This window comes from Stutzerimonas nitrititolerans (assembly GCF_003696285.1).
Taxonomy (GTDB): domain Bacteria; phylum Pseudomonadota; class Gammaproteobacteria; order Pseudomonadales; family Pseudomonadaceae; genus Stutzerimonas; species Stutzerimonas nitrititolerans.
Window position 1 is genome coordinate 34246 of record NZ_RFFL01000018.1, and the last position, 12557, is coordinate 46802.

Consider the following 12557-nt stretch of genomic DNA (forward strand, 5'->3'; position numbering starts at 1 on the left):
GATCCTCGCCCGAAAACAGCAGGAATAAACATGAGCGAAAGCTTTGCAGAACTTTTTGAAGAAAGCCTGAAATCCCTCGACATGCAGCCGGGCGCCATCATCACCGGCATCGTGGTCGACATCGATGGTGACTGGGTCACCGTCCATGCCGGTCTGAAGTCCGAGGGCGTCATCCCGGTCGAGCAGTTCTACAACGAGCAGGGCGAGCTGACCATCAGCGTGGGTGACGAAGTTCACGTTGCGCTGGACGCGGTTGAAGATGGCTTCGGTGAGACCAAGCTGTCCCGCGAGAAAGCCAAGCGTGCCGAGTGCTGGATCGTTCTGGAAGCAGCTTTCGCCGCTGAGGAAGTGGTCAAGGGCGTTATCAACGGTAAGGTTAAGGGCGGCTTCACTGTCGACGTTAACGGCATCCGTGCGTTCCTGCCAGGTTCCCTGGTCGATGTCCGTCCGGTGCGTGATACCACTCACCTGGAAGGCAAGGAACTCGAGTTCAAGGTCATCAAGCTGGACCAGAAGCGCAACAACGTTGTCGTTTCCCGTCGTAGCGTCCTCGAAGCCGAGAACAGCGCCGAGCGCGAAGCGCTGCTGGAATCGCTGCAGGAAGGCCAGCAGGTCAAGGGTATCGTCAAGAACCTCACCGACTACGGCGCATTCGTCGACCTGGGCGGCGTGGACGGCCTGCTGCACATCACCGACATGGCCTGGAAGCGCATCAAGCATCCTTCCGAGATCGTCAACGTTGGCGACGAGATCGACGTCAAGGTGCTGAAGTTCGACCGCGAGCGCAACCGCGTCTCCCTGGGTCTGAAGCAGCTGGGCGAAGACCCATGGGTTGCCATCAAGGCCCGTTACCCGGAAAACACCCGCGTCATGGCCCGCGTCACCAACCTCACCGACTACGGCTGCTTCGCCGAGCTGGAAGAGGGTGTCGAAGGTCTGGTGCACGTTTCCGAAATGGACTGGACCAACAAGAACATCCACCCGTCGAAGGTCGTACAGGTCGGCGACGAAGTGGAAGTCATGGTTCTGGACATCGACGAAGAGCGTCGTCGTATCTCCCTGGGCATCAAGCAGTGCAAGTCCAACCCATGGGAAGACTTCTCTGGCCAGTTCAACAAGGGCGACCGCATCTCCGGCACCATCAAGTCGATTACCGATTTCGGTATCTTCATCGGTCTGGACGGCGGCATCGACGGTCTGGTTCACCTGTCCGACATCTCCTGGAACGAAGCTGGCGAAGAAGCCGTGCGTCGCTTCAAGAAGGGCGACGAGCTGGATACCGTCATCCTGTCGGTCGATCCGGAGCGTGAGCGCATCTCTCTGGGCATCAAGCAGCTGGAAGACGATCCGTTCTCCAACTACGCCGCCGTCAATGACAAGGGCAGCATCGTTCGCGGTACCGTGAAAGAAGTTGACGCCAAAGGCGCCATCATCGATCTGGGCAACGATATCGAAGCCACGCTGAAAGCGTCCGAAATCAGCCGTGATCGCGTCGAAGACGCGCGCAACGTGCTGAAGGAAGGCGACGAAGTCGAAGCCAAGATCATCAGCATCGACCGCAAGAGCCGCGTCATCAGCCTGTCCATCAAGTCGAAAGACGTCGAGGACGAAAAAGACGCAATCAAGGAACTGCGCTCCAAGCAGGACGTAGAGCCTTCCGCCGGCCCGACCACCATTGGTGATCTGATCCGCGCGCAGATGGAAAACCAGAACTGAGTTCGGTGATCCACTGAAAAAGGGCGACTTCGGTCGCCCTTTTTTGTGCCTGGGATTTCTTGCAGGCGCAGTGGCCTGGCTTAGGGTCTGTTCCCGTTTCGTACGCGGAGTGCGACGAAACGGGAGCAGACCCTAGTTGCGGTGGGCGAGGTTGGTCAGGGCCTGATTGACCGCCAGCCAGCCGCTGACGGCTTCTTCGCCCGCCTCGTTGAATGCCTTCTCGATAAGGCGTATCTGTTCCCGGCGCAGCGCCTGTTCAAGTTTTGCGCCTTCCCTGGTGAAGCGCAGCATGCGTTTGCGCTTGTCGTCCTCGGCAGTGAGGCTCTCCACCAGATGCATCTCGATGAGTTGGCGCAGCGGGGTGTTCAGCGCCTGTTTGCTGACCCCCAGGTAGCCAAGCAACTGCTTGACGCTCAGGTCGGGATAGCTGGCGATGAAGAACAGGATGCGGTGGTGTACGCGGGACAGACCACGGCGCGCGAGCATTTCGTCTGGCTTGGCGGTGAACGCCTGGTAGCCGAGAAAGAAACGCTCCATGATCAGACGCTGATCGCTGCTTTTTTTTAGGTCAGGCATATTGACGTATTTGTTGGAGTGAGCGTAATTTCGGTCAAGTAGTTTGACTTATTTCTCTCGCCTTCGCATCCGGTACTCCAATGGCCTTCTCCGAACGCATCGACCGCCTGAAAAGCTCGCTCATTCGTGAAATTCTCGCTGCGGCGCAGCGCCCCGAGGTGATGTCATTTGCCGGCGGCTTGCCGGCTGCGGCGATGCTGCCCCATGCCGAGTGGGCGGATATGCCGGTGGACATGGGGCAATACGGGATGAGCGAGGGCGAGCCGGCACTGCGCGAAGCCATCGCCGCCGAGGCACGCGAGCGAGGCGTACCCTGCAGTGCGGAGCAGGTACTGATCGTCAGCGGCTCGCAGCAGACGCTCGATCTGGCGGCCAAGCTGTTCATCGATCCGGGTACCGAAGTGCTGCTCGAGGCACCGACCTACCTGGCGGCGTTGCAGGCGTTCCAGCTGTTTGGTGCCGATTGCCTGGCTGTGCCGCAAGAGGACGATGGTCCGCAGTTGCAAGCCTTGCGCGAGCGACTGGCGCATCACAGGCCGGCCTTCGCCTATCTGATCCCGACGTTTCAGAATCCGTCCGGGGTGCGTTACAGCGAAGAGAAGCGCGATGCCGTGGCGGCCCTGCTCGACGAGTTCGACGTAACCCTGATCGAGGACGAGCCCTACCGCGAGCTGGTTTTCGATGATGAACTCGCACGGCCTATTGCAGGCCGCTCGCGAAGCGCCAGCTGGATCTATACCGGCACGGTGTCCAAGACGCTGATGCCGGGGCTACGCGTCGGTTACCTGATCGCAACGCCCGACCTGTTTCCCTATCTGCTGCGCCTGAAACAGTCGGCAGATCTGCATACCAACCGTGTTGGCCAGTGGCAGGCCCTGCAGTGGCTGGGCAGTGAGCGTTACCGCGAGCACCTGGCTGAACTGCGCAGCTTCTACCGGCTACGTCGTGATGCCATGCAGGCAGCGCTGAGCGAGCATTTCGCCGACCTTGCCCAGTGGCAGCTTCCCCAGGGTGGCTTGTTCTTCTGGTTGAAATTGAATCAGCCGGTGGATACGCGCACGCTGCTCGAACCTGCGCTGGCAGAAGATGTGGTGTTCATGCCTGGCGAACCCTTTTTCATGAATCCTGACTGCAACCTCGGCTATTTGCGGCTTAACTTCAGCCACGTGGCACCGGAGCGGCTGGCTGAAGGGATACGCCGCCTGGCAGCTGTGGTTCGTCAGGCAACTACCGCCGAAGCGGCCTAGGGTCTGTTGCCATTTCGTGCGCGGGCGCGCCGGCGCCTGTTTTTACGCGAGGCAAGGCACGAGAAGCGAAGTTTGGTTGTTCCAAATAAGCGACGAGTAACCGCATCGCGTAAAAACAGGCCCGGCCCTTCGGGTTGCGCGGGAAATGGCGCCAGCTGTCGTTGTAGGACTTGGCAAGGGAGTGACCATTGCCTGCGTCCTACGCCTAACTTGGCGCCATTTCTCGCTGCAACGCGGCTCGCGACGAAACGGCAACAGACCCTCGCTTCGACATGCATTCATAGGGGTGAATGAAATGTACAAGGTTTACGGCGACTATCGTTCCGGCAACTGCTACAAGGTCAAGCTCATGCTGCATTTGCTCGGGCTGCCTTACGAGTGGGTGCCGGTGAATATCCTGCGCGGCGAAACGCGGGAAGAGGCGTTTCTCAAGCTCAATCCCAACGGCAAGATCCCAGTGCTGCAACTGGACGACGGCTCCTGCCTCTGGGAGTCGAACGCCATCCTCAACTTCCTCGCGGAGGGCAGCGAGTTCCTGCCGGGCGATGCGCGGCTACGGACCCAGGTTCTGCAGTGGCAGTTCTTCGAGCAATACAGCCATGAGCCGTTTCTGGCGGTCGCCAGATACATCAAGGTGCACCTCGGCATGCCGGAAGAGCGCCGCGAGGAGTACGAAGCCAAGCGCTACGATGGCTATCACGCGCTGAACGTGATGGAGCAGCAGCTGGTGCGTACCCCGTACCTGGTGGGTGATCACTATTCCATCGCGGATGTGGCGCTGTATGCCTATACCCACGTCGCCGAGGAGGGTGGCTTCGAACTGGAAGGCTACCCGGCGATCCGCGCCTGGCTGGAGCGAGTCGCGAGCCATCCACGGCACGTCGGCATGTTCGATTAGAAGAGCGGCAGGAGCGGCTGGAGGTCAGGCGGAGAGTGGCTTGGGCGAGTAGGGTGGATGTTCGCTTTTTGCATTCACTTTCGTGACGCAGGATGGAATCACCGGCGCGTGACCCATCCTGCGTGTTCGTGCAGCGTTGGCCTTATCGGACCAGGCCGAGGAATTCGCTGCGAGTGGCGGCGTTCTCGCGGAACTGGCCGAGCATCACCGAGGTGACCATCGACGAGTTCTGTTTCTCCACGCCGCGCATCATCATGCACATGTGCTGGGCCTCGATCACAACGGCCACGCCCCAGGCGCCGGTCACCTGCTGGATCGCCTCGGCGATTTCGCGGGTGAGGTTTTCCTGGATCTGCAGGCGGCGGGCATACATGTCGACGATCCGCGCGACCTTGGACAGGCCCAGAACCTTGCCGTTGGGCAGATAGGCGACATGCGCCTTGCCGATGAATGGCAGCATGTGGTGTTCGCACAGCGAGTACAACTCGATGTTCTTCACCAGCACCATTTCGCTGTTGTCGGAGCTGAACAGCGCGCCGTTGGTGACTTCCTCCAGCGTCTGCTGGTAGCCCTTGCACAGATACTGCATGGCTTTGGCGGCGCGCTTGGGTGTATCGAGCAGACCTTCGCGGGTGACGTCCTCGCCGAGCTGGCCAAGGATCGCGGTGTAATTTTGTTCCAGTGACATTGAGCTACCTGTCGGGCTTCATGAGCGCAAGCGCGAAGGGTAGGGTGCACCTGTCGCGCTGGCAAGGGGAAAAGGGCAAGACGAGAAAAGCGGCGCGAAGCACGGTGGCGAAAGAGGATTCCAGTCGATGCGGTCGTCCCGCCGCGGGAGCGGATTTCCCGACTACTCGTCCCGTCCTTCGAGCATGTTGCGCTTGAGCATCACGTACAGCGCGCCAGTGCCGCCGTGGCGGGGCAGGCAGGAGGTGAAACCGAGCACCTGGGGATGCTGGCGCAACCAGGTGTTGACGTGGCTCTTGATCATCGGGCGCTTGCCGTCGACCCGTGCCGCCTTGCCATGGGTCACTCGCACGCAGCGAATCTCGAACTTAACGGCTTCGGCAAGGAAATCCCAGAGCAGCTCGCGCGCTTTCTCAACGCTCAGCCCATGCAGGTCAAGACTGCCTTCGAACGAAATCTGGCCGGCCTTGAGTTTGCGCATCTGGCCTTCCTGCACGCCATCGCGGGCCCAGTAGAGCTCGTCCTCGGCCGACACGTCGATCACGAACTGATCGGACAGGCCGTCGATACGGGTTTCGCCGTTGCTGAGCGTGGCGTTGGCGCGGCGGGTAGCGATCTGCTTCTTGTTGGTGCGGGGCTTGCCCACATCGGCACGGTCATGGGCGAGGGGCTTGACGCCGCGAACGGCGGATTGGAACAGAGAGAAATCGTCGTCTTGCATGGAACCTCCGCATTGACCGGCGATTTTATCTCAAAAGCGATAAGCGAGGTCCGCTGCGCTCAGCGCCTTCTCATCAGATGGCGTGACATGCTCAGGTCGCCGGATGCGCGCAAGCGCCGCCGTGCGCTTCGGCCGAGCAGCAGACCGATGAGGAACAGGCCGATGCCCACGGCCAGGAGCGCAACGCCGGCATCGCGCTCGACCATCAGTTCGGCCAGTTGCGGGCTGCCGAGCAATGCGGCGGCGGCGAACAGGGCGAGAAGCGCGCCGGCGATGGCCAGCAGCACACCGACGGCGAAGACGATGCGCAGGCGCCAGCTCCTGGGCCCGCGTGGGCGCAGGCGTCGTGCATCGAAACCATCGGTATGTTTCATTCGGGTTACCTCGCTTGGAACATGACTGTGATCGGGGTATGCCGATCGGGTTCACTCGTCTGGCAGGTAACGGTCGACGCTTGAGTGGTCAGTTGAGAGCGGCGGCGTCCGCGACGCAGACGGCAAAGTTGTCGGCCAGAATGGTCATCTCCATCCGATGTACCTGAGCGGCATCGATGGCGCCATCGCCCATGGGGAGGTCGCGGGTAGCGCAGGCCTTGTCCACCAGTGTGCAGCGATAGCCGTAGTCCTTGGCGGCCCGGACCGTGGTGCTGATGCTGGAATGGGTCATGAAGCCGCAGACGATCAGGTCCAGATGGCCGTGCTGCTGCAGCAGATCATGCAGTTCGGTACCGGCGAAGGCATTGGGCAGGCGCTTGGCTACCACGGCTTCGCCTGGTAGCGGGGCCGCCTCGGGCATGATCTGGCCGCGCAGCCCCTGTGGGTCGAACAGGCCACCGGTGATGCCGAGGTGATGAACGTGAACCACGGGTGTGCCAGCTTCGCGAGCCATGGCCAGGAGGCGGGTGATCTCGTCCAGAGCCGGCTGCAGGTTCGGTAATGCCATGGCGCCGATGCGATATTCTTCCTGCGCATCGATTATCAGCAGCGTCGCATTGGCCAGAGTCGCCGGTGCATAACTTCGGCCACTGAGCTGAAGCAAGGTCTGTGGCTTGGACATGACTGACTCTCCTTGTTTTGTGGGGGCCTGATTGTGGCGCCAGATGACCGAGATGTGAACCGTCAGTCCTTATGATTCTCGATATCGAATGCCCGATCAGCGCATAAACACCAGAAGCACAGGTAAGACTGCGGCCCTTCGGCTAAACTTCCGCGCTTTTGACAGGAGATGCTGCCGTGACCGCTTCGCCTTCCCGTTTGCGCACCTTGCGCGACTACATTCGCTGGGCCGTCAGCCGTTTCCAAGCCGAACAACTGTTCTTCGGACACGGCACCGATAACGCCTGGGACGAGGCGCGCCAACTGGTGCTGGGTGCACTGCACCTGCCCTGGGAAATGGCCGACAGCTACCTCGACTGCCGCCTCGAGGACGATGAGCGTGCGCACTTGCAGGATCTGCTGCAGCGGCGCATCGAGCAGCGCGTACCGACCGCCTATCTGCTCGGGCAGGCCTGGTTCTGTGGCCTGCCGTTCATCGTCGATGAGCGCGTGCTGATTCCGCGATCACCCATCGGCGAGCTGATCGACAGGCGCTTCGAGCCCTGGCTGGCGCAGGCGCCGGCGCGGGTTCTGGACCTGTGCACGGGGTCGGGCTGCATCGGGATCGCCTGCGCCTACGAGTTCCTCGAGGCCGAAGTGGCCCTGGCCGACCTGTCGTTCGAAGCCCTGGAAGTGGCCAACCGCAATATCGAGCATCATGGCTTGGAAGATCGGGTCTACACCGTTCAGAGCGATGGCTTCGACGGGCTGCCGAAGCAGCGTTTCGACCTGATCCTGTCCAACCCGCCCTACGTCGATGCCGAAGACATCGCCGACATGCCGAACGAGTTCCACCACGAACCGGCCCTGGCGCTCGCCTGTGGCGAGGATGGGCTGGACCTGGTGCGCCGCATTCTGGCGCAGGCGGCGGACCATCTCACCGAGACCGGTACTCTGATCGTCGAGGTGGGCAACAGCCAGGTGCACGTCGAGGCGCTTTACCCGGAGGTGGAGTTCACCTGGCTGGAGTTCGCCCGGGGCGGGCATGGTGTGTTCCTGCTGGCGGCCAGCCAGTGCCGCGAGCACCAGGCGCTGTTCCGCGAGCGCCTGCGGTAACGAATGCGGGCGCGGCAGTGCGCTCGCGGAGTGTTTTCGGCTTGCCGCTACGCCATCAGCGCGTAGCGATCCAGATCAGCAATCCGGCCTGGAACAGCGCAAAGGCCACCAGGCAGGCGATGGTGAAACGCAGCGAGCCATCTTCGCGGCGGAGCCTGCTCAGGCGCTCCTGCAGGCTGTGAACCTCGTTTTCCTGTTCCAGCAGCTTGCGGTCCGCCTGCTCGAGCATCGCCGCCGCATCCTGCAGTTCGAGGATCTGCACCTTCTCCCGGTTCCAGTCGGGGCGCAGCGCACTGACGCGCGGGGCGCCATAGCTCGCCTTGTTCTGCGATTCGACGTATTCGATGTCGAAGCCCTGCGTCTGCAGGCAGTGATCGCGATGCAGTCGCATGCGCTCATCGAGGGCGTCCTTCGCCGCCAGGGTGCCGCCTTCGACCAGGTAATGCGACCAGCGTCGTTGTGCCCAGGAAATACCCTGCGCCAGCAGGAAACGACCCAGACCGCGGTTGGCCGGCTCGATACGCAGGCCCGAGTCAGGCCCGAAACGCAGCTCCTTGGTGCCATGGTCGGCCCAGACTTCCAGCACATTGGTTTTCTTCGAATGCTTTTCGCCGGGCAGGTGAATGAACAGCCGCAGCAGGCTTTGCTGAGGGGTGTGACGCTCCAACTGGGCCAGCTCGACGAAGCGCAGCGGGCGGGCACCGCTGACCGGGTCGGTCATCAGCGGCGCCAGACGCAACAGGCGAAAGCGATCCGGTGCCAGTTCGGCCCACGGATGTTGCGCGGGCGTCGGCTCCGGTTTCGTCGCCTCTTTCGCGGCGGTTTGTGCCGGGTCGGCGTCTGATGTGAGTGGTGTCTCGGTCATGCTGCAGCGTCCATCGGCCGTCGGGTGCGGAGCACCTGTTCTGAAACTGATAAGTCGCTATCGGCCAACGGACGATTAACTGGAGGCTGGCGTTATGCCATGTGAGTCGAGAAATTTCATGATTCGTTCAGTCAGTGCCTGAGCGATCGGCCGATCAGGCTCGTTGTAGGAAGCCAGCTGTTGCTGCGGTTGCGCCGGTACGATGCGCAGAACGTGGTTCATTCCGCTGATCAGCGCCAGCTCCGCATCCGGTCGGCTGCGTTGCAGGGCACGGGCGTCTTCGATGCCGACCTGCATGTCATGCGTGCCCTGGATGATCAAGGCTGGCGCGTCCGCCTGAGCGAAGGCCTGTGCCGGGTCCTGGCGGAACAGCGAGATCAGGTAGGGCTGGACGCTGGGCCTGAACAGCACCTCGAGGGCTTCCGGGACCGGCTGATGAGTGCGTCCGGCCCTGAGTTCGTCGATCAGGTACTGGCTGCTGGCGAGCAGGGCGGGCGGCAGGCGTCCTTGCAGTTGCTCGCGCAGCACATCGTCAATGGGCCGGCCGCTGCCCGCCAGTGTTATCAGGGCGGCGACCGGTTGCCTGGCGGCGGCAAGGCTGGCGATCAGCGCGCCCTCGCTGTGACCGATCAGGATCACCGAAGAGAAGCGAGGATCTCCCTGGAGTTTTTCGATCCAGGCAGCGGCGTCGGCCACGTAGGCTTCCACGCTGAGGTCGCGCTCATCGGGGGCCAGCGCCAGGCTTTTGCCCACGCCGCGCTTGTCGTAGCGAAGACTGGCGATGCCCTGTTTCGCCAGGCTCTGGGCCAGCCGCTTGAGGCTGTCGTTGTGGCCCATGGGGTTATTGCCGTTGCGATCGGTCGGGCCCGAGCCGGCGATCAGCAGCGCCACGGGGAGCGGCCGATCGCTTTTGGGCAGCAGCAGGCTGCCATGCAGGTGACCATCCGGCACTTCCAGAACCGGCGTCTGGTTCAGCAATATCATGGACTGGGCGAAAGGGCTGATCATGGCGAGGAGAAGGATGAGCAAAAGACGCATGGGCAGACTTCAGTGACCGGCGGAGCGGGTTGGACGCGAACGGCGGCGCCGTGTTCGCGCCCGCAGTATGCGCTGCTTACACCCGGGAATCTCTGAAAAGCGTAGCGAGCGGTTGCCAGGCGAGGCGAGATGCGGCGAAAAAAGCGCAGTTTGCCGAGCGTAAATGAGCATTTTGAAACGACTTGATGTGGCCTGGCTAAAGCGTAGCCGTTTTTCAGCGGTTCCCGGCGGCGAAACCTGCGCGGGCCCGGTTATACTTCCCGCCCTTTGTTCAGGTCGATCGCGGAGCTCCCTGCATGTCCGGCAACACATACGGCAAGCTGTTCACCGTCACCACCGCTGGCGAGAGCCATGGGCCGGCGCTGGTCGCCATCGTCGACGGCTGCCCGCCGGGGCTGGAGCTGTCGCTGGAAGATTTGCAGCGTGACCTCGACCGGCGCAAGCCCGGCACCAGCCGGCATACCACTCAGCGCCAGGAAGCCGACGAAGTCGAGATTCTTTCCGGGGTCTTCGAGGGCCGCACCACCGGCTGCCCGATCGGCTTGCTGATCCGCAATACCGACCAGAAGTCCAAGGACTATTCGGCGATCAAGGATCAGTTCCGCCCGGCCCACGCCGACTACAGCTATCACCACAAGTATGGCCTGCGCGACTACCGCGGCGGTGGCCGCAGCTCGGCGCGCGAGACGGCCATGCGCGTCGCCGCCGGTGCGATTGCCAAGAAATACCTGGCGACCCTGGGCATCCAGGTGCGCGGCTACATGAGCCAGTTGGGCCCGATCGAGATCCCCTTCAGGGGCTGGGAATCGGTGGAGCAGAACGCCTTCTTCAGCCCTGATCCGGACAAGGTGCCGGAGCTGGAGGCCTATATGGATCAGCTGCGCCGCGACCAGGATTCGGTTGGCGCGAAGATCACCGTGGTGGCCGAGGGCGTACCGCCGGGGCTGGGCGAGCCGATCTTCGATCGCCTGGATGCCGAGCTGGCCCATGCGCTGATGAGCATCAATGCGGTCAAGGGCGTGGAGATCGGCGCCGGCTTCGCCAGCGTCGCCCAGCGCGGCACCGAGCACCGCGACGAGCTGACCCCGGAGGGATTCCTCAGCAACAACGCGGGCGGCATTCTCGGCGGGATTTCCAGCGGCCAGCCGATCGTCGCCCATCTCGCGCTCAAACCCACGTCGAGCATTACCACACCGGGGCGTTCGATCGACATCCACGGCAAGCCGGTGGACGTCATCACCAAGGGTCGCCACGACCCCTGCGTCGGCATCCGTGCCACGCCCATCGCCGAGGCGATGATGGCCATCGTGCTGCTGGATCACCTGCTGCGTCATCGCGCACAGAATGCGGATGTGCAGGTGGATACGCCGGTGTTGGGGCAGGCCTGACGGCCGACGCCTGCGGCGTAAGGCTGAACGCTGGGGGCTGGACGAGTACGAGCCGCTTTTTCGTCCAGCGTTCAGCCTCCAGCTTTCAGCGAAATGGCAGATCGCATGTCCCTACAGCTACCCTACTGGCGCCTCTCGGGCTTCTATTTCTTCTATTTCGCCCTGCTGGGCGCGACCGCGCCGTTTCTCGGCCTGTATTTCGATCACCTCGGCTTTTCCGCCGAACGTATCGGCGAGCTGGTGGCGATCCCCATGCTGATGCGATGCCTGGCGCCGAACCTGTGGGGCTGGCTCGGCGATGCGACCGGTCAGCGCCTGGCCATCGTGCGCCTGGGAGCGCTCTGCACGCTGTTGTCGTTCGGGCTGATCTTCTTCAGCAGGAGCTACGCCTGGCTGGCGCTGGTCATGGCGCTGCACGCCTTCTTCTGGCACGCGGTGCTGCCGCAGTTCGAGGTAATCACCCTGGCGCACCTGCGCGAACAGGCGGCGCGCTACAGTCAGATTCGGCTGTGGGGCAGCATCGGCTTCATCGTTGCGGTGGTGGGGCTCGGTGCGCTGTTCGACCGCCTCAGTCTGGATGTTTATCCGCTGGCGATCATGGGAATCATGGCCGGTATCCTGCTGGGCAGCGCCTGGGTGCCCAATGCCCAACCGCAGCAGCGTCCGGATGCGCCCGGGCAGGGCGGCTTCCTGCGGCAGCTGTGCCGCCCCGGCGTGCTGGCTTTCTATGTCTGCGTCGGGCTGATGCAGGTCAGCCACGGACCCTACTACACCTTCTTCAGTATTCACCTGGAAGCGCTCGGCTACGAGCGAGGGACCATCGGCCTGCTGTGGGCCCTGGGCGTGATCGCCGAGATTCTGCTGTTCCTGATGATGGCAGCACTGCTCAAGCGCTTCTCGGTGCGCCAGGTACTGGCCGCGAGCTTTCTGCTGGCCGCCGTGCGCTGGTTGCTGCTGGGTACGCTGGCCGATCACCTGGCGGTGCTGCTGGTCGCGCAGCTGATGCATGCGGCGACCTTCGGCAGCTTCCACGCGGCGGCGATCCATTTCGTCCAGCGCAACTTCGGCCACCGCCAGCAAGGTCAGGGGCAGGCGCTCTACGCGACGCTGGCCGGTATCGGTGGCGCATTGGGCGCGCTGTATTCCGGCTACAGCTGGGCCAGCCTCGGGCCGGTCTGGGCGTTCTCCATCGCCAGCGTGGCAGCGCTGGCCGCTGCCGTTATCATTGCCGCCTGTTTGAAGGAGAGCGGGGACTGAGCGCGAATACGTTC

At 62.7% G+C, this 12557-nt stretch carries 13 protein-coding genes; 6 read left to right on the plus strand and 7 right to left on the minus strand.

The window, feature by feature from the left end; genetic code table 11:
- Positions 1-30: 30 nt before the first annotated feature.
- Positions 31-1716: a 30S ribosomal protein S1 gene (gene rpsA / locus EA795_RS18855; protein ID WP_014853141.1), complete on the plus strand. Its 1686-nt coding sequence runs from the start codon at positions 31-33 to the stop codon at positions 1714-1716.
- A 132-nt stretch (positions 1717-1848) separates the two neighbouring features.
- Here rpsA and EA795_RS18860 read toward each other — a convergent pair whose 3' ends face one another.
- Positions 1849-2292, minus strand: a complete 444-nt coding sequence (locus EA795_RS18860) for a MarR family winged helix-turn-helix transcriptional regulator (protein WP_043942621.1) — start codon at positions 2290-2292, stop codon at positions 1849-1851.
- An 80-nt stretch (positions 2293-2372) separates the two neighbouring features.
- Between EA795_RS18860 and EA795_RS18865 the strand changes: the two genes are divergently transcribed.
- Both EA795_RS18865 and EA795_RS18875 read left to right on the plus strand, forming a co-directional pair.
- On the plus strand, positions 2373-3539 hold the full coding sequence (locus EA795_RS18865) for an aminotransferase-like domain-containing protein (RefSeq protein ID WP_122078937.1): 1167 nt from the start codon (positions 2373-2375) through the stop codon (positions 3537-3539).
- Between the two features lie 295 nt (positions 3540-3834).
- Positions 3835-4437, plus strand: coding sequence for a glutathione S-transferase family protein (locus tag EA795_RS18875; protein WP_122078941.1), 603 nt, complete (start codon positions 3835-3837; stop codon positions 4435-4437).
- Between the two features lie 142 nt (positions 4438-4579).
- Here the strand turns inward: EA795_RS18875 and folE are convergent, their stop codons facing one another.
- From folE to EA795_RS18895, 4 genes are all read right to left on the minus strand, one after another.
- Complete coding sequence (gene folE / locus EA795_RS18880) at positions 4580-5125, minus strand: GTP cyclohydrolase I FolE (RefSeq protein WP_014853137.1); 546 nt, start codon at positions 5123-5125, stop codon at positions 4580-4582.
- A 162-nt stretch (positions 5126-5287) separates the two neighbouring features.
- Entirely contained in the window at positions 5288-5845 is a 558-nt protein-coding gene (locus EA795_RS18885) for a Smr/MutS family protein (protein WP_122078942.1), read from the minus strand.
- Between the two features lie 59 nt (positions 5846-5904).
- Positions 5905-6219: a hypothetical protein gene (locus tag EA795_RS18890; protein ID WP_122078944.1), complete on the minus strand. Its 315-nt coding sequence runs from the start codon at positions 6217-6219 to the stop codon at positions 5905-5907.
- A gap of 88 nt (positions 6220-6307) precedes the next feature.
- Positions 6308-6901, minus strand: coding sequence for a cysteine hydrolase family protein (locus tag EA795_RS18895; protein ID WP_058074902.1), 594 nt, complete (start codon positions 6899-6901; stop codon positions 6308-6310).
- A gap of 176 nt (positions 6902-7077) precedes the next feature.
- On the opposite strand from EA795_RS18895, the gene prmB reads away from it, so the two are divergent.
- The gene (prmB, locus tag EA795_RS18900; protein ID WP_122078945.1) at positions 7078-7995 is read left to right on the plus strand and encodes a 50S ribosomal protein L3 N(5)-glutamine methyltransferase; all 918 of its coding nucleotides are present in this window, start codon (positions 7078-7080) and stop codon (positions 7993-7995) included.
- Between the two features lie 55 nt (positions 7996-8050).
- Here prmB and EA795_RS18905 read toward each other — a convergent pair whose 3' ends face one another.
- Positions 8051-8860 carry a hypothetical protein gene (locus EA795_RS18905; protein WP_122078947.1) on the minus strand — a complete coding sequence of 270 codons (810 nt, stop codon included), beginning with the start codon at positions 8858-8860 and terminating at the stop codon, positions 8051-8053.
- Positions 8861-8935: 75 nt separating this feature from the next.
- Positions 8936-9898, minus strand: a complete 963-nt coding sequence (locus tag EA795_RS18910) for an alpha/beta hydrolase (protein ID WP_122078948.1) — start codon at positions 9896-9898, stop codon at positions 8936-8938.
- Positions 9899-10194: 296 nt separating this feature from the next.
- Between EA795_RS18910 and aroC the strand changes: the two genes are divergently transcribed.
- On the plus strand, positions 10195-11286 hold the full coding sequence (gene aroC / locus EA795_RS18915) for a chorismate synthase (RefSeq protein WP_058076737.1): 1092 nt from the start codon (positions 10195-10197) through the stop codon (positions 11284-11286).
- A 105-nt stretch (positions 11287-11391) separates the two neighbouring features.
- On the plus strand, positions 11392-12543 hold the full coding sequence (locus tag EA795_RS18920) for an MFS transporter (RefSeq protein ID WP_122078950.1): 1152 nt from the start codon (positions 11392-11394) through the stop codon (positions 12541-12543).
- Positions 12544-12557: the final 14 nt, after the last annotated feature.